The following is a 13,895-nucleotide window of genomic DNA, read 5'->3' as shown; positions in this document are numbered from 1 at the left end:
CAGCTGTTGTGTGGACAGAACTTCTGCTTCGCTGGGTTACTGTTTTCTAAAGCGGTTTTTCTTTTTTGTTTGATGCACTTGCTGCTACTTGGTTTTGTAACTTTTCAATAGACATTCAAAATCCAGACTTTGTTTATCCATGCTGGTAATTACGCTATGGCTGATCGGTAGGTTACATTTTTCAGGCTGCATTGAATTAATTGGATTAAAGGAAGAGTAGGCGGGTATTCGGCCGCAGCCAAAAATACCAGCCTCCCCATAGGTAAATTTTTCTGTCAAACACGAGGATCATCTTTTTACCAGTTCCGACTGCCCCGGCAATCAAACCGTGGTGCCGGAAAAAATTGTGAATGTAAAACAATTTTTGGGTGTGTACTGGTAGCATTTTCCTGACGCTGATGATAGGTAGATCCTTTTTATTCTTTAATTTTTTGCTGGTTTAACTGCTGTAATGCCTGTTTGATATCCTGGATTAAATCTTGAGAATGTTCGAGTCCGATACAAAAACGGACTAAAAGTCCTTCTTTTAAGTGGGAATGTTCCAGTACACGCATATCTTTCAGGTTGTACAGCATGACCAGACTGATCGGTCCGCCCCAGCTAAAGCCCAGTTTAAACAGTTCTAGTGCATCGCAGAAGCGACGGATATCTTCTAGGGTATATTCGGGCTTAAAAATCACACTGACCAGACCGGCACTGTGTTCTTCCTTACAAATTTCTTTCCAGTATTGATGTCCTGCTGATTCGGTATTGGCAGGATGTAGCACTTGGACAAATTCTGATTGCTGTTTGAGCCAGTCCAGTAGTGTTAGACAGCTTTCAGACTGGTGTTGATAGCGCACCTGCATTGAAGCCAGACTACGTTGTACCTGTGCTACATCATCACCCGACACACTAATCCCCTGAATGGCATGCATCCGGAATAATTGATGATGCAGTTTCTGGTCACAGGTCACTACTGAACCCATCAAGATGTCACCGCCACCACTTGGATATTTGGTCAATGCATGTACAGTCACATCTACACTTAAATGCTCATCGCCAAAATCGAAGGCATTAAAAGCCAGCCCTGCACCCCAGGTATTATCCAGTGCTGTCAGTATGTTATGCGCTTTGGCTTTTTTCACCAGATTGATCAGGTCGGGAAATTCCAGGGTCACGGAACCTGCTGCTTCTAACCAGATGAGTTTGGCTTTATCGGTAGGCTGGAAAGCCTCTGCATCAATCGGATTATATACTTTAATGCTAATACCATAACGCGTTTGCAGGTTACGCAGGTGTTCCATGTTTGGGCCATAAATGTTGTCTGCCACCCAGACTTCATCCCCCTGGGTAAGAAAACATGAATTCACTAAATTAATAGCCGACAAGCCACTTGGTGCCAGCAGGCAATATTTTCCGCCTTCGATCTGGGCAATGTTGTCGCCTAAAGTAAAGGTTGTAGGTGTGCCGTGGGTGCCATAACTATAATCATAATCATCGCTCCAGTGGCGATTAAACAGTGCATCGGTGTTCTCAAAAATAATCGTCGATGCACGAAACACGGGAGGTTGAACGGTAGAAATATATTGTGGGGCTTTTCGTGGTGCGTGAATGAGGGCTGTTTGTGAGTTTTTTTTCAAGGTGATGCTCTAAGTCGTACCAAAATTAGTCTTAGCTTAAGAGAAACACGCGGATTAGGCTATATAAATGCCGAAATGTATAGAAACCTTAATTTACGCCTAAAGTTGGCTTCATTCTTGCTAAAACTATGGCAGAGCTAAAACAATAGGCGGAGGCGCATGAAGTCGCATTTAAGAGTACATTATTTTCAGCATATTGCTGGTGAAGGGTTCGGCAGTTGTTATCAATTCTTAAAACAGCATCACGCTAAAATTACCGCAACGGAATTTTTTGCCTTACCTGTAGATCGACCACTTGATATCGAGGCTTTGCCGCAAGTGGAAGATGTAGATTTGCTCATCATTATGGGTGGAGCAATGAGTGTTAATGATGAAGCAAATTATCCCTGGTTAAAAGTAGAAAAGCGCTGGATCAGGCGTTATTTATCTATGGGTAAACCGGCCCTTGGTTTGTGTCTGGGCGGGCAATTGATTGCCAATGCTTTGGGGGCGGCGGTCAGGCGCAATGAACAGCAGGAGTTAGGTTTGACAGAGGTACGTAGGGTGAAGCATGTGTCTGAAGAGTGTTTTGAGTTGCCAGAACAGTTTAAGGTCATGCAATGGCACAGTGAAACCTTTGAAATCCCGAAAGGCGCTATTCATCTGGCGGAAAATGATGCCTGCCGCAATCAAATGTATCAAATTGGAAAAAATGTCTTGGGATTTCAATTTCATCCTGAAATAACCCCGGAGGTACTGCAACTGTTTTTAGAAAATGATGAAGAGTTAGAGAGCTTTTCCGGTCAATATGTGCAAACGGAACGTCAATTAAAAAGTATGTCAAAAAGTGACTTTATTAAAGGAAATCAAATACTAAACCAGGCAATAGAGTACGTTTTACAAAAAACAGCATGCTGAGTTATTTTTAAACAAAATACTAAAAGGATAAACAGAAAAAAAGAGGAAAAAGTTAAAAAGGGATTTGCTTAAGCGTTAAACAATCGCTATAATGGGCGACCCTTTGATGAAAGGGGGTTGGCTACGAATAAAGTAGTTAACATCGTGACAGTCGTGGCATCGATCATGACCTTAGTGATAATTCACTGCTCTTGACACTTGCCCACATAAAGTGGGGTGAGATGCGTCAAGAGTGATTCTTTATATATTTGGCTTGGAGTTAACTGGTATGTCTAACCAGAGAATTCGTATCCGTCTTAAGTCTTTTGATCACCGTTTAATTGATCAATCAGCTCAAGAGATCGTAGAAACAGCAAAACGTACTGGCGCACAAGTGTGTGGTCCAATCCCGATGCCTACTCGCATCGAACGTTTCAACGTTTTAACATCACCACACGTTAACAAAGATGCGCGTGACCAATACGAGATCCGCACTTACAAACGTTTGATCGACATCGTTCAACCTACAGATAAAACTGTTGATGCATTGATGAAGTTGGATCTTGCAGCTGGTGTTGATGTTCAGATCGCTTTGGGTTAAGGCTTTCGGTTAATTAACGCTCTAAGTTAATTAGGCCGCTTTTTTAGAGGTTTATGCACATGGCTATTGGTTTAGTCGGTCGCAAGTGCGGTATGACTCGTATCTTTACAGATGCTGGTGTTTCTGTACCTGTAACAGTGATTGAGGTTGATCCTAACCGCATCACTCAAATCAAAACGCTTGAAACTGATGGTTATCAAGCGATTCAAATCACTACTGGTGAACGTCGCGAATCTCGCGTAACTAACGCTCAGAAAGGTCACTTCGCTAAAGCGGGTGTTGCTGCTGGTCGTCTGGTTCAAGAATTCCGCGTATCAGAAGCTGAGCTTGAAGGTCGTGAAGTTGGCGCTACTATCGGTGTAGATCTGTTCACAGTAGGTCAAATTGTTGACGTAACTGGCCAGTCTAAAGGTAAAGGCTTCCAAGGTGGTGTTAAGCGTTGGAACTTCCGTACTCAAGACGCTACTCACGGTAACTCTGTTTCTCACCGTGTTCTGGGTTCTACAGGTCAAAACCAGACTCCTGGTCGCGTGTTCAAAGGCAAAAAAATGGCTGGCCATTTAGGTGCTGAACGCGTAACTACACAGGGTCTTGAAATCGTTGCTATCGACGCTGAACGTTCAGTTCTGGTTGTTAAAGGCGCGGTTCCTGGTGCTACTGGTGGCGACGTAACTGTTCGTCCTACGATCAAGGCCTGAGGGGAAATAACGTGAATTTAAATACTGTTTCCGGCTCTGCTGTTGAATTATCTGAAGTTGCTTTCGGTCGTGAATTTAACGAAGCTCTTGTACACCAAGTTGTTACAGCTTACTTAGCTGGTGGTCGTCAAGGTTCGAAAGCTCAGAAATCACGTGCTGACGTATCTGGCGGTGGTAAAAAGCCATTCCGTCAAAAAGGTACTGGCCGTGCGCGTGCTGGTTCTATTCGTAGCCCGATCTGGGTAGGTGGTGGTAAAACTTTTGCTGCTCGTCCACAAGATTGGTCTCAAAAAGTTAACCGTAAAATGTACCGCGGTGCTATGCAATGCATCCTGGCTGAACTTGTTCGTCAAGATCGCTTGGTTTTAGTTGAAGAGTTTGCTGTTGCTGCTCCAAAAACTAAAGAGTTGCTTGCAAAACTTAACGACTTGAATGCTACTCGTGCATTAATCGTTACTGATGCTGTTGATGAGAACTTGTATCTTGCTGCACGTAACATTCCACACGTTGATGTGGTTGATGCTGCTGCAATTGATCCTGTTAGCTTGATCGCGTTCGACAAAGTTGTTATGTCTGTAGCTGCTGCTAAGAAAATTGAGGTAGAACTCGGATGAACAACGAACGTATCTATCAAGTCCTGCAAGGACCTGTATTCTCAGAAAAAGCACAAGTTTTAGGTGAAACTGCTGGTGTTCAAGTTTTTAAAGTTGCATTAAATGCAAACAAACTTGAAATCAAAAAAGCAGTGGAACAACTCTTTGGTGTTCAAGTTGTTAAAGTTAACACAACGATCACTAAAGGTAAGACTAAACGCTTTGGTAAAACATTAGGACGTCGTTCTGATGTTAAAAAAGCATACGTCACCCTGAAAGCTGGCCAAGATGTTGAAATGGCTGACTTGGGCGATACCGCTGAAAGCGCAGCGGAATAAGGACGAGAATTATGCCTATTCAAAAATGTAAGCCAACGTCACCAGGACGTCGCTTTGTAGAGAAAGTCGTTCACGACCATCTTCACAAAGGCGCGCCTTATGCTCCGTTGGTTGAAGCTAAAAAACGTACTGGTGGTCGTAATAACAACGGTCACATTACAACTCGTCACGTTGGTGGTGGTCATAAACAACACTACCGTATCGTTGACTTCAAACGTAACAAAGACGGCATTCCAGCTGTAGTTGAACGTATTGAATACGATCCTAACCGTACAGCTCATATTGCTTTATTAAAATATGCTGACGGTGAACGTCGTTACATCATTGCGCCTAAAGGTTTGCGTGCTGGTGATAAAGTACAATCTGGTAACGATGCTCCAATTCGTCCAGGTAACTGCTTGCCACTTCGCAACATGCCTATCGGTTCTACTCTTCACAACATCGAACTTAAAATCGGTAAAGGCGCGCAATTAGCTCGTTCAGCTGGTACTTCTGTTCAGTTGTTGGGTCGTGACGGTTCTTACGCTATCGTTCGTTTACGTTCTGGTGAAATGCGTAAAATTCACGTTGAATGCCGTGCTGTTTTGGGTGAAGTTTCTAACTCAGAAAGCAACCTTCGTTCACTAGGTAAAGCTGGTGCATCACGCTGGCGTGGTGTTCGTCCTACCGTTCGTGGTATGGCGATGAACCCAGTTGACCATCCACACGGTGGTGGTGAAGGGCGTAACAAAGGTATTCAACCTGTAAGCCCATGGGGTCAAAAAGCTAAAGGGTACAAGACACGTACCAACAAGCGTACGACTAAGATGATTATTCGCGACCGTCGCGTTAAGTAACAAGTAAAGGAATCTGACAATGCCTCGTTCTCTGAAAAAAGGCCCATTCGTCGATGCGCACTTGTTCGCTAAGGTTGAAGCGGCTGTAGCGAGTAACTCTCGCAAGCCGATCAAAACTTGGTCGCGTCGTTCGATGATTCTCCCAGATTTTGTTGGTCTAACAATTTCTGTTCATAATGGTCGTAACCATGTTCCAGTGATTGTATCTGAACACATGGTTGGTCATAAACTCGGTGAATTCGCGCCAACTCGTACCTATCGTGGTCACGGTGTTGACAAGAAATCTAAACGTTAAGGTGCGATGATGGAAGTTACTGCTAAATTACGCGGTGCCGCTATCTCGGCACAAAAAGCACGTTTGGTTGCAGATCTGATCCGTGGCAAATCTGTTGCTCACGCTTTAAATATCTTGAACTTCAGCAACAAAAAAGCTGCAGTTTTAGTTAAAAAAGCGTTGGAATCTGCGATTGCAAACGCTGAACATAATAACAGTTTAGATGTAGACGACCTTACAGTATCTACGATTTACGTTGACGAAGGCATCAGCCTTAAACGTATTATGCCACGTGCTAAAGGCCGTGCAGATCGTATTACTAAGCGTACTTGTCACATCACCGTTAAGGTAGGGGTTTGATATGGGTCAGAAGGTTCATCCAATCGGTATCCGCCTAGGTGTTGTGAAACGTCATAACGCTAACTGGTATGCGAATCCGAAACAATACGCTGAATACTTGCTTAAAGATTTGCAAGTTCGTGAGTTTTTAATTAAAAAACTTAAGAATGCAATGATCAGCAATATTCTTATCGAACGTCCTACAGGCGCTGCTAAAATTACTATTAGCACTGCTCGTCCTGGTATCGTTATCGGTAAAAAAGGCGAAGACATTGAAAAATTACAACGCGAATTAACATCTATTATGGGTGTTCCTGCGCAAGTAAGCATCAACGAAATCGATCGCCCAGACTTAGACGCTCGTTTAGTTGCTGAAGCGATCGCTTCTCAATTAGAGAAACGTGTAATGTTCCGTCGTGCTATGAAGCGTGCGGTTCAGAACACGATGCGTGCTGGTGCTAAAGGTATCAAAGTTGAAGTTTCTGGTCGTTTAGGTGGTGCTGAGATTGCTCGTACTGAGTGGTATCGTGAAGGTCGTGTACCTTTGCATACGCTTCGTGCAGACATCGACTACGCTACTATGCGTGCTGAAACGACTTACGGTACGATTGGTGTTAAAGTTTGGATTTTCCGTGGTGAGATTTTAGGTGGCATGAAACAAGTCATGAACCCTGCTCCTGCTGAAGAACGTCCAGCTAAACGCGGTCGCGGTCGTGGTGAAGGTCAAGAGCGTCGTGGTCGTCGCAATGATCGTTCTGCTGAAAAAGGAGAATAATCCATGTTGCAACCTAAACGTACTAAATTCCGCAAAGTGCAAAAAGGCCGTAACACTGGTCTAGCACACCGTGGTAGCACAGTATCTTTCGGTACTATCGCACTTAAATCTATTGAACGTGGTCAAATGACTGCGCGTCAAATTGAAGCTGCGCGTCGTACAATTAGCCGTCGTATTAAACGTGGTGGTAAGATCTTTATCCGTGTTTTCCCGGACAAGCCAATTACTGAAAAACCATTAGAAGTTCGTATGGGTAAAGGTAAAGGTTCTGTGGAATACTGGGTTTGCCAAATCAAACCAGGTAAAGTCTTGTACGAAATTGATGGTGTTAACGAAGAATTGGCTCGTGAAGCATTTACGCTTGCAGCTGCTAAACTTCCGTTTAAAACCACTATCGTGACTCGGACGGTAATGTAATGAAAACTAAAGATCTACGTGAAAAATCGGTAGAAGAGTTGACAGCTTTGCTTGATGAGCAACAGCTTAACCAATTCCGTCTTCGTATGGCTAAGGCAACTGGTCAATTGGGTAAATCGCATGAAGTTGCGCTTACTCGTAAGACTATTGCTCGTATCAAGACACTCCTTACCGAAAAACAGGGGAACGGACAATGAGTGAACAAACAGTTCGCACGTTAACCGGTAAAGTTGTAAGCGACAAAATGGACAAGTCTATTGTTGTGCTTATTGAACGCCGCGTTCAACACCCGTTGTATGGCAAATCAATCCGCCGTTCAACTAAATTACACGCTCATGATGAGAACAATGTTGCTAAAACTGGCGACGTAGTGACCATTAAAGAAAGCCGCCCAATTTCTAAAACTAAGTCTTGGACTTTAGTTGAAGTGATTGAAGCAGCTGCTGAGTAATTAGACGTTCTTGTTGCATCATCGGTTAATTTCGAGTACTCTTTGAGCCTTTCGAAATGTGACCGGTGATGCTCGGTTTTGGAGTAGGGCAATGATTCAAACCGAAAGTATGCTCGACGTAGCAGACAACAGTGGTGCTCGCCGCGTACAATGTATTAAAGTACTTGGTGGTTCACATCGTCGTTATGCTTCTGTTGGCGACATTATTAAAGTTACTGTAAAAGAAGCTATTCCACGCGCACGTGTTAAAAAAGGTGACGTGATGAATGCTGTAGTTGTACGTACAAAATTTGGTATCCGTCGTCCAGACGGTTCAGTGATTCGTTTCGACGATAACGCTGCTGTAATTTTGAACAACAACAAAGCGCCGATTGCAACTCGTATTTTCGGACCAGTGACTCGTGAACTTCGTACTGAACAGTTCATGAAAATCATTTCATTGGCTCCTGAAGTTCTATAAGAGGCACTCATGGCTAAGATTAAAAAAGGCGATCAAGTAATTGTGATCGCAGGTAAAGAAAAAGGCAAACAGGGTACTGTGTTGTCAGTTTCTAATGACCGCGTTAAGGTTGAAGGCCTTAACTTGGTGAAGAAGCATCAAAAGCCTAACCGAGCTACTGGCGCTGAAGGCGGCATCGTAACTCAAGAAGCTGAGCTTCATATCTCAAACGTGGCAATTTTTAATGCTACAACCCAAAAGGCTGACCGTGTTGGTTACCAAACGATTGAAGGCGTGAAAACTCGCGTTTATAAATCTAACGGTGAATCAGTGGCGGTAGCGAAGTAATAGGTTGAAATAGGCAATGGCCAGACTTAAAACACGTTACAACGACGTACTTAAAGCTCAGTTACAAGAGCAATTGGGCGTTAAAAATGTGATGGAGATTCCTCGCATCACTAAAATCACCATTAACATGGGTGTTGGTGCGGCATCAGCTGACAAGAAATTGTTAGATGGCGCTCTTTCTGATATGCAAGCGATTGCTGGTCAAAAACCAGTTCTTACTCTAGCTCGCAAATCAATCGCTGGTTTCAAAATCCGTGATGGTTGGCCGATTGGTTGTAAAGTTACTTTACGCGGCGAACAAATGTACGAATTCTTAGACCGTTTGATCTCTATCGCGATCCCTCGTATTCGTGACTTCCGCGGTTTTTCTGCGAAATCATTTGATGGTCGTGGTAACTATTCGATGGGTTTGAAGGAACAAATCATGTTCCCTGAAATCGATTTCGATAAGATTGATCGTATTCGTGGTATGGACATTACCATTACTACGACTGCTCGCACCGATGACGAAGGCCGTGCGCTTATGCGTGCATTCGGCTTCCCGTTCAAATAAGAGGTCGATATGGCTAAGAAAGGTATGATTAATCGCGAATTGAAACGCGAAAAAACAGTTGCTAAATTTGCTGCAAAACGTGCTGAATTAAAAGCTACGATTGCAAATGTAAATGCGAGCGACGAAGAACGTTTCGATGCGATGATGAAGTTACAGGCATTACCACGTAATGCGTCTCCAGTACGTCTACGTAACCGTTGTGGTTTAACTGGTCGTCCTCATGGTTACTTCCGTAAGTTCGGTTTAAGCCGTAACAAATTACGCGATACAGTAATGCAAGGTGATGTACCGGGCGTTGTTAAGGCAAGCTGGTAAGGAGCACTATAAATGAGTATGCAAGATACCGTTGCCGACATGTTAACCCGTGTTCGTAACGCACAAATGGCAAAGAAACAAACTGTTTCTATGCCAAATTCTAAGTTGAAGGTTGCAATTGCAAACGTACTTCAACAAGAAGGTTATATTTCAAACGTAGAAGTTGCAGATGCTGAAGGCAAACCAACTTTAACACTTACGTTAAAATATTTTGAAGGCAAACCAGTTATCGAAACTGTGAAACGTGTAAGCCGTCCAGGTCTACGTCAGTATCGCGGTAAAGATGCACTTCCTAGCGTTAAGCAAGGTTTGGGTATTGCAATTGTTTCTACAAGCAAAGGCATCATGACTGATCGCGCTGCACGTGCTGCGGGCATCGGTGGTGAAGTTATTGCTTTTGTTTCTTAATAGGTGATTCCTCATGTCTCGTGTGGCTAAAGCCCCAGTAACTGTACCTAACGGTGTAACAGTTACTCAGAACGGCCGGCAGGTCGAAGTGAAAGGCAGCAAAGGTACATTGTCTTTCAACCTGCATGCGCTGGTCGAGCTAAAACAGGAAGAAGGTCAACTTCAAATTGCTCCTAAAGCTGAGTCGAAAGACGCTTGGATGCAAGCTGGTACTGCTCGCGCTGTGTTAAACAACCTTGTAAAAGGTGTTAGCGAAGGTTTCGAACGCAAGTTACAACTTATCGGTGTTGGGTATAAAGCTGCGGTTAAAGGTAACGTTGTTAACCTTAACCTTGGTTTCTCTCACCCGATTGATTACAACCTTCCAGAAGGTGTAACTGCTGAAACTCCTACAGCGACTGAAATCATTCTTAAATCTGCTGATAAAGCAGCTTTAGGTCAAGTTGCTGCAGATATCCGTGGTTACCGTCCACCAGAGCCTTATAAAGGTAAAGGTGTTCGTTATTCTGACGAAGTTGTACTTCGTAAAGAAGCTAAGAAGAAATAAGGCGCGAGGTTCTTATGAACGAAAAGAAACAATCCCGTTTGCGTCGTGCGAAAAGCACACGCTTGCACATTCGTGCATTGGGTGCGACTCGCTTGTGTGTAAACCGCACACCGCGTCACATCTATGCTCAAGTTATCTCAGCAGATGGTGGCAAAGTTTTAGCTCAAGCTTCAACTTTAGATGCTACTTTACGTGCTGGTACAACTGGTAACGTTGATGCGGCTCAAAAAGTGGGTGCTTTAATTGCAGAACGTGCGAAAGCAGCTGGCGTAACTAAAGTTGCATTTGACCGTTCTGGTTTCAAATATCATGGTCGTATCAAAGCCTTGGCTGATGCTGCTCGTGAAAACGGCTTGGAGTTCTAATCATGGCTAAAGTTGAACAAAACGAAGGTCTTGTTGAAAAGCTGGTTGCCGTTGATCGTGTAGCCAAAGTTGTTAAGGGTGGTCGTATCTTCTCTTTCACAGCATTAACTGTTGTGGGTGATGGTAATGGTCGCGTAGGTTTTGGTCGTGGTAAAGCACGTGAAGTTCCAGCTGCTATTTCTAAAGCACTTGAAGCTGCACGTCGTAACATGATTACTGTTGAGCTTGTTAACGGTACTGTACAACACCCTATTAATGCTCGTCATGGTGCAAGCCGCGTTTACATGCAACCTGCTTCTGAAGGTACTGGTGTAATTGCTGGTGGTGCTATGCGTGCAGTTCTAGAAGCTGTTGGCGTACATAATGTATTGACAAAATGCTATGGTTCTACAAACGCTGCTAACGTAGTGAACGCAACTTTTAAAGGTTTGCGTGACATGACTTCTCCTGAGAAAGTCGCTGCGAAACGTGGTCTTTCAGTAGAACAAATTCAAGGGTAATCAATCATGAAAACGATTAAAGTTACCCAGACTAAATCTTCTGCGCACCGCTTGAAAAATCACAAGCTTAGCCTTAAAGGTTTAGGTCTGCGTCGTATTGGTCATACTGTAGAAGTGCAAGATACGCCTTCTAACCGCGGTATGATCAACCAAGTCTACTATATGGTTAGTGTAGAGGAATAAGCCATGACTCTGCGTTTAAATACTATTGCACCTGCAGAAGGTGCTAAACGTGAAAACCTTCGTTTAGGCCGTGGTATCGGTTCTGGCGTTGGTAAGACTGGTGGCCGTGGTGTCAAAGGTCAAAAATCACGTAAGAGCGGTGGCGTACGTCCAGGTTTCGAAGGTGGTCAAACTGCGTTATATCGTCGTTTACCTAAATTCGGCTTCACTAGCCAACTTGCTTTAAAAACTGCTGAAGTACGTTTATCAGAGCTTGCTAAAGTTGAAGGTGATATCATTTCACTTGAAACTTTAAAAGCTGCCAATGTTGTACGTAAAGATATGACTCGTGCTCGTATCGTACTTTCTGGTGATATTACTCGTGCATTCACTGTACAAGGTGTTGCTTTGACTAAAGGCGCTAAAGCTGCTGTTGAAGCTGCTGGCGGTAAAGTCGAGGAGTAATCGCTAGTGTCTATGTCTCCTAGTTCTTCAGGTCATGTCAACATGATGAAAGGCCAGCCATTTCATGTGAAATATCGTGAAATTATTCGTCGATTAATGTTTTTGATTGGCGCATTACTGGTCTTTCGACTAGGAGCACATATTCCGCTGCCGGGTATTGATAATGTCGCTTTAGAACGTTTTTTCAAAGCTAATGAAGGTACTTTCTTAGGTTTGTTTAATATGTTCTCTGGCGGAGCATTAGAGCGAATGTCAATTCTTGCGTTGGGAATCATGCCATATATCTCTGCATCGATTATCGTGCAGTTGATGTCAACAGTCGTTCCTTCGCTGGAAGCGTTAAAGAAAGAAGGCGAGCAGGGTAAGCGTAAGATTAATCAATATACGCGTTACGGCACGTTATTACTTGCATTGGTACAAGGTGTTGGTATGTGTGCTGGTCTGATTAGCCAAGGAATTACCTTGACCTCAGGACTGGCTTTTTACATTCCTGCTGTAACTTCATTGGTTGCAGGCACTATGTTCTTAATGTGGTTAGGAGAGCAAATTACCGAACGTGGTGTTGGTAATGGGATCTCCATGATCATTTTTGCAGGTATCGTTGCTGGTTTGCCAAATATTGTAATTCAAGCATTCACTTCGGTGGATAATGGTCAATCGAGCTTAATTGGTCTGGCTGTATTTGCATTACTTTCAGTTGCGGTTCTTGCTGCGATTGTATTTATTGAAAAGGCACAACGTCGTATACCGGTTAACTATGCTCAAAAGCAACAAGGGCGTCGCGTATTTACTGCACAGCAGACACATTTGCCATTGAAATTAAATATGGCGGGGGTTATTCCAGCAATTTTTGCGAGTTCATTATTGCTGTTCCCTGCAAGTTTAGGTCAATGGTTGGGTAGTTCTGATCCAAATGCAGGAATCGTAAAGCGTAGCCTACAAGATTTGGCATTGGTATTATCGCCTGGACAACCTTTGTATTTGGTGCTCTTCGGTGCGTTAATTATCTTTTTCTGTTATTTCTATACTGCACTTGTGTTCAGTCCTAAAGAAGTATCAGAGAACTTGAAACGCAGCGGAGCTTATGTACCTGGTATTCGCCCAGGTGAGCAAACTGCTCGTTACTTAGATCATATTCTTAATCGTTTGACATTCATTGGTGCAATTTATATTACGGTCATCTGTTTGATGCCAATGATTCTGCAAAGTTCTTTTGGTATTCCATTCCATTTAGGTGGTACATCCTTGCTGATCGTAGTGGTTGTTGTGATGGACTTTATGGCTCAGCTACAAGCCCATCTCACTTCGCACCAGTATGACAATCAAACGTTAATGAGAAAAACGACTGCTCATCCTAAGGGATAAGCGCACTTGAGGTTTCATCATGAAAGTACAAGCTTCTGTTAAAAAAATTTGTGGTAGCTGTAAAGTTATCCGTCGTAATGGGGTTATCCGCGTTATTTGTAGCGCTGAACCTCGTCATAAGCAGCGTCAAGGTTAATCTGATCAAGACCTGTTGATTTCAGTAGGCTAATTAGGTTATTATCCGCCCCTCAAGATATTTGTGGGGCGGTTGATTATCTCTACTGCCTTTTTGGAGAAAGTGAATGGCTCGTATTGCCGGTGTAAACATTCCGGATAACAAGCATGCTGTTATCTCCCTCACGTATATTTTTGGTATCGGTCGCCACACTGCTAAGAACATCTTAGCTGCTGCTGGTATTGCACCAACTACTAAGATCCGTGAATTGGATGATGCTCAGCTTGATGCGATTCGTGCAGAAATTACCAAGGTTCCGACCGAAGGTGATTTACGTCGCGAAATTTCCATGAACATTAAACGTTTAATGGATTTAGGCTGCTACCGCGGTCTTCGTCATCGTCGCAGCTTGCCTGTCCGTGGACAACGCACCAAAACTAACGCACGTACCCGTAAAGGTCCGCGCAAACCTATTAAGAAATAAGATTTCTGG

General features: G+C 43.5%; 25 protein-coding genes and 1 pseudogene. 25 read left to right on the top strand and 1 reads right to left on the bottom strand.

Annotation, left to right across the window (positions count from 1 at the left end; genetic code table 11):
* Positions 1-416: 416 nt before the first annotated feature.
* A complete protein-coding gene (locus tag FTU91_RS01370) occupies positions 417-1,622 on the bottom strand; it encodes a PLP-dependent transferase (protein WP_180080466.1) in 1,206 nt (401 codons plus the stop codon).
* Positions 1,623-1,781: 159 nt separating this feature from the next.
* Between FTU91_RS01370 and FTU91_RS01365 the strand changes: the two genes are divergently transcribed.
* The 25 genes and pseudogenes from FTU91_RS01365 to rpsM all read left to right on the top strand — a co-directional run bounded on the left by FTU91_RS01365 (position 1,782) and on the right by rpsM (position 13,886).
* On the top strand, positions 1,782-2,519 hold the full coding sequence (locus FTU91_RS01365; RefSeq protein WP_180080462.1) for a type 1 glutamine amidotransferase: 738 nt from the start codon (positions 1,782-1,784) through the stop codon (positions 2,517-2,519).
* A gap of 268 nt (positions 2,520-2,787) precedes the next feature.
* Positions 2,788-3,099: a 30S ribosomal protein S10 gene (gene rpsJ / locus FTU91_RS01360; protein ID WP_000070912.1), complete on the top strand. Its 312-nt coding sequence runs from the start codon at positions 2,788-2,790 to the stop codon at positions 3,097-3,099.
* Positions 3,100-3,158: 59 nt separating this feature from the next.
* The gene (gene rplC / locus FTU91_RS01355; RefSeq protein ID WP_086195775.1) at positions 3,159-3,797 is read left to right on the top strand and encodes a 50S ribosomal protein L3; all 639 of its coding nucleotides are present in this window, start codon (positions 3,159-3,161) and stop codon (positions 3,795-3,797) included.
* A gap of 11 nt (positions 3,798-3,808) precedes the next feature.
* A complete protein-coding gene (gene rplD, locus FTU91_RS01350; RefSeq protein ID WP_086195774.1) occupies positions 3,809-4,411 on the top strand; it encodes a 50S ribosomal protein L4 in 603 nt (200 codons plus the stop codon).
* Positions 4,408-4,728, top strand: coding sequence for a 50S ribosomal protein L23 (rplW, locus tag FTU91_RS01345; protein ID WP_086195773.1), 321 nt, complete (start codon positions 4,408-4,410; stop codon positions 4,726-4,728). Before rplD ends, rplW begins: the two co-directional genes overlap by 4 nt.
* An 11-nt stretch (positions 4,729-4,739) precedes the next feature.
* On the top strand, positions 4,740-5,564 hold the full coding sequence (gene rplB / locus FTU91_RS01340; protein ID WP_086195772.1) for a 50S ribosomal protein L2: 825 nt from the start codon (positions 4,740-4,742) through the stop codon (positions 5,562-5,564).
* A gap of 19 nt (positions 5,565-5,583) precedes the next feature.
* Positions 5,584-5,859, top strand: coding sequence for a 30S ribosomal protein S19 (gene rpsS, locus FTU91_RS01335; protein WP_004869548.1), 276 nt, complete (start codon positions 5,584-5,586; stop codon positions 5,857-5,859).
* A gap of 9 nt (positions 5,860-5,868) precedes the next feature.
* The gene (rplV, locus tag FTU91_RS01330) at positions 5,869-6,198 is read left to right on the top strand and encodes a 50S ribosomal protein L22 (protein WP_086195771.1); all 330 of its coding nucleotides are present in this window, start codon (positions 5,869-5,871) and stop codon (positions 6,196-6,198) included.
* A gap of 1 nt (position 6,199) precedes the next feature.
* A pseudogene (gene rpsC / locus FTU91_RS01325) lies at positions 6,200-7,016 on the top strand (30S ribosomal protein S3).
* Positions 6,956-7,369 carry a 50S ribosomal protein L16 gene (gene rplP / locus FTU91_RS01320; protein ID WP_067669331.1) on the top strand — a complete coding sequence of 138 codons (414 nt, stop codon included), beginning with the start codon at positions 6,956-6,958 and terminating at the stop codon, positions 7,367-7,369. The pseudogene rpsC and the gene rplP overlap by 61 nt, the downstream one beginning before the upstream one ends.
* Positions 7,369-7,566, top strand: a complete 198-nt coding sequence (gene rpmC / locus FTU91_RS01315; protein ID WP_004650482.1) for a 50S ribosomal protein L29 — start codon at positions 7,369-7,371, stop codon at positions 7,564-7,566. The genes rplP and rpmC overlap by 1 nt, the downstream gene beginning before the upstream one ends.
* Positions 7,563-7,820, top strand: a complete 258-nt coding sequence (gene rpsQ / locus FTU91_RS01310; protein WP_086195769.1) for a 30S ribosomal protein S17 — start codon at positions 7,563-7,565, stop codon at positions 7,818-7,820. Before rpmC ends, rpsQ begins: the two co-directional genes overlap by 4 nt.
* A 91-nt stretch (positions 7,821-7,911) precedes the next feature.
* Positions 7,912-8,280 carry a 50S ribosomal protein L14 gene (gene rplN / locus FTU91_RS01305; RefSeq protein ID WP_004657680.1) on the top strand — a complete coding sequence of 123 codons (369 nt, stop codon included), beginning with the start codon at positions 7,912-7,914 and terminating at the stop codon, positions 8,278-8,280.
* Between the two features lie 9 nt (positions 8,281-8,289).
* The gene (rplX, locus tag FTU91_RS01300; RefSeq protein WP_086195768.1) at positions 8,290-8,607 is read left to right on the top strand and encodes a 50S ribosomal protein L24; all 318 of its coding nucleotides are present in this window, start codon (positions 8,290-8,292) and stop codon (positions 8,605-8,607) included.
* A gap of 16 nt (positions 8,608-8,623) precedes the next feature.
* Complete coding sequence (gene rplE, locus FTU91_RS01295; protein WP_086195767.1) at positions 8,624-9,160, top strand: 50S ribosomal protein L5; 537 nt, start codon at positions 8,624-8,626, stop codon at positions 9,158-9,160.
* A gap of 9 nt (positions 9,161-9,169) precedes the next feature.
* The gene (gene rpsN / locus FTU91_RS01290; protein ID WP_086174452.1) at positions 9,170-9,475 is read left to right on the top strand and encodes a 30S ribosomal protein S14; all 306 of its coding nucleotides are present in this window, start codon (positions 9,170-9,172) and stop codon (positions 9,473-9,475) included.
* A 12-nt stretch (positions 9,476-9,487) separates the two neighbouring features.
* Positions 9,488-9,883, top strand: a complete 396-nt coding sequence (gene rpsH, locus FTU91_RS01285) for a 30S ribosomal protein S8 (RefSeq protein WP_086195766.1) — start codon at positions 9,488-9,490, stop codon at positions 9,881-9,883.
* A gap of 13 nt (positions 9,884-9,896) precedes the next feature.
* Positions 9,897-10,430, top strand: coding sequence for a 50S ribosomal protein L6 (rplF, locus tag FTU91_RS01280; RefSeq protein WP_086195765.1), 534 nt, complete (start codon positions 9,897-9,899; stop codon positions 10,428-10,430).
* A gap of 14 nt (positions 10,431-10,444) precedes the next feature.
* The gene (rplR, locus tag FTU91_RS01275) at positions 10,445-10,795 is read left to right on the top strand and encodes a 50S ribosomal protein L18 (RefSeq protein WP_086195764.1); all 351 of its coding nucleotides are present in this window, start codon (positions 10,445-10,447) and stop codon (positions 10,793-10,795) included.
* A 2-nt stretch (positions 10,796-10,797) separates the two neighbouring features.
* Positions 10,798-11,295, top strand: a complete 498-nt coding sequence (rpsE, locus tag FTU91_RS01270; protein ID WP_086195763.1) for a 30S ribosomal protein S5 — start codon at positions 10,798-10,800, stop codon at positions 11,293-11,295.
* Positions 11,296-11,301: 6 nt separating this feature from the next.
* On the top strand, positions 11,302-11,478 hold the full coding sequence (rpmD, locus tag FTU91_RS01265) for a 50S ribosomal protein L30 (protein ID WP_067762901.1): 177 nt from the start codon (positions 11,302-11,304) through the stop codon (positions 11,476-11,478).
* A gap of 3 nt (positions 11,479-11,481) precedes the next feature.
* Complete coding sequence (gene rplO, locus FTU91_RS01260; RefSeq protein WP_086195762.1) at positions 11,482-11,922, top strand: 50S ribosomal protein L15; 441 nt, start codon at positions 11,482-11,484, stop codon at positions 11,920-11,922.
* 45 nt (positions 11,923-11,967) lie between these two features.
* Positions 11,968-13,287 carry a preprotein translocase subunit SecY gene (secY, locus tag FTU91_RS01255; protein ID WP_171263179.1) on the top strand — a complete coding sequence of 440 codons (1,320 nt, stop codon included), beginning with the start codon at positions 11,968-11,970 and terminating at the stop codon, positions 13,285-13,287.
* Between the two features lie 19 nt (positions 13,288-13,306).
* Positions 13,307-13,423: a 50S ribosomal protein L36 gene (gene rpmJ / locus FTU91_RS01250; RefSeq protein ID WP_000867907.1), complete on the top strand. Its 117-nt coding sequence runs from the start codon at positions 13,307-13,309 to the stop codon at positions 13,421-13,423.
* Positions 13,424-13,529: 106 nt separating this feature from the next.
* Positions 13,530-13,886, top strand: coding sequence for a 30S ribosomal protein S13 (rpsM, locus tag FTU91_RS01245; RefSeq protein WP_086174447.1), 357 nt, complete (start codon positions 13,530-13,532; stop codon positions 13,884-13,886).
* Positions 13,887-13,895 lie beyond the last annotated feature (9 nt).

The sequence above is a fragment of the Acinetobacter sp. YH12201 genome (assembly GCF_013418145.1).
Lineage (GTDB): Bacteria > Pseudomonadota > Gammaproteobacteria > Pseudomonadales > Moraxellaceae > Acinetobacter.
The sequence above is the reverse complement of the archived record's forward strand: the minus strand, read 5'-3'. Positions and strand labels throughout refer to the sequence as shown.

Bases quoted from the DNA above. Each gene is read 5' to 3' on its own strand.
- rplE (WP_086195767.1), top strand. From the start codon at position 8,624: ATGGCCAGACTTAAAACACGTTACAACGACGTACTTAAAGCTCAGTTA.
- rplP (WP_067669331.1), top strand. From the start codon at position 6,956: ATGTTGCAACCTAAACGTACTAAATTCCGCAAAGTGCAAAAAGGCCGT.
- rplB (WP_086195772.1), top strand. From the start codon at position 4,740: ATGCCTATTCAAAAATGTAAGCCAACGTCACCAGGACGTCGCTTTGTA.
- rplC (WP_086195775.1), top strand. From the start codon at position 3,159: ATGGCTATTGGTTTAGTCGGTCGCAAGTGCGGTATGACTCGTATCTTT.
- rplO (WP_086195762.1), top strand. From the start codon at position 11,482: ATGACTCTGCGTTTAAATACTATTGCACCTGCAGAAGGTGCTAAACGT.
- rplW (WP_086195773.1), top strand. From the start codon at position 4,408: ATGAACAACGAACGTATCTATCAAGTCCTGCAAGGACCTGTATTCTCA.
- rpsM (WP_086174447.1), top strand. From the start codon at position 13,530: ATGGCTCGTATTGCCGGTGTAAACATTCCGGATAACAAGCATGCTGTT.
- rplX (WP_086195768.1), top strand. From the start codon at position 8,290: ATGGCTAAGATTAAAAAAGGCGATCAAGTAATTGTGATCGCAGGTAAA.
- rplV (WP_086195771.1), top strand. From the start codon at position 5,869: ATGGAAGTTACTGCTAAATTACGCGGTGCCGCTATCTCGGCACAAAAA.
- rpmJ (WP_000867907.1), top strand. From the start codon at position 13,307: ATGAAAGTACAAGCTTCTGTTAAAAAAATTTGTGGTAGCTGTAAAGTT.
- rpsE (WP_086195763.1), top strand. From the start codon at position 10,798: ATGGCTAAAGTTGAACAAAACGAAGGTCTTGTTGAAAAGCTGGTTGCC.
- rplF (WP_086195765.1), top strand. From the start codon at position 9,897: ATGTCTCGTGTGGCTAAAGCCCCAGTAACTGTACCTAACGGTGTAACA.
- secY (WP_171263179.1), top strand. From the start codon at position 11,968: ATGAAAGGCCAGCCATTTCATGTGAAATATCGTGAAATTATTCGTCGA.
- rpmC (WP_004650482.1), top strand. From the start codon at position 7,369: ATGAAAACTAAAGATCTACGTGAAAAATCGGTAGAAGAGTTGACAGCT.
- rplN (WP_004657680.1), top strand. From the start codon at position 7,912: ATGATTCAAACCGAAAGTATGCTCGACGTAGCAGACAACAGTGGTGCT.
- rpsQ (WP_086195769.1), top strand. From the start codon at position 7,563: ATGAGTGAACAAACAGTTCGCACGTTAACCGGTAAAGTTGTAAGCGAC.
- rpsH (WP_086195766.1), top strand. From the start codon at position 9,488: ATGAGTATGCAAGATACCGTTGCCGACATGTTAACCCGTGTTCGTAAC.
- rpsN (WP_086174452.1), top strand. From the start codon at position 9,170: ATGGCTAAGAAAGGTATGATTAATCGCGAATTGAAACGCGAAAAAACA.
- rplR (WP_086195764.1), top strand. From the start codon at position 10,445: ATGAACGAAAAGAAACAATCCCGTTTGCGTCGTGCGAAAAGCACACGC.
- FTU91_RS01365 (WP_180080462.1), top strand. From the start codon at position 1,782: ATGAAGTCGCATTTAAGAGTACATTATTTTCAGCATATTGCTGGTGAA.
- rpsS (WP_004869548.1), top strand. From the start codon at position 5,584: ATGCCTCGTTCTCTGAAAAAAGGCCCATTCGTCGATGCGCACTTGTTC.
- rpmD (WP_067762901.1), top strand. From the start codon at position 11,302: ATGAAAACGATTAAAGTTACCCAGACTAAATCTTCTGCGCACCGCTTG.
- rpsJ (WP_000070912.1), top strand. From the start codon at position 2,788: ATGTCTAACCAGAGAATTCGTATCCGTCTTAAGTCTTTTGATCACCGT.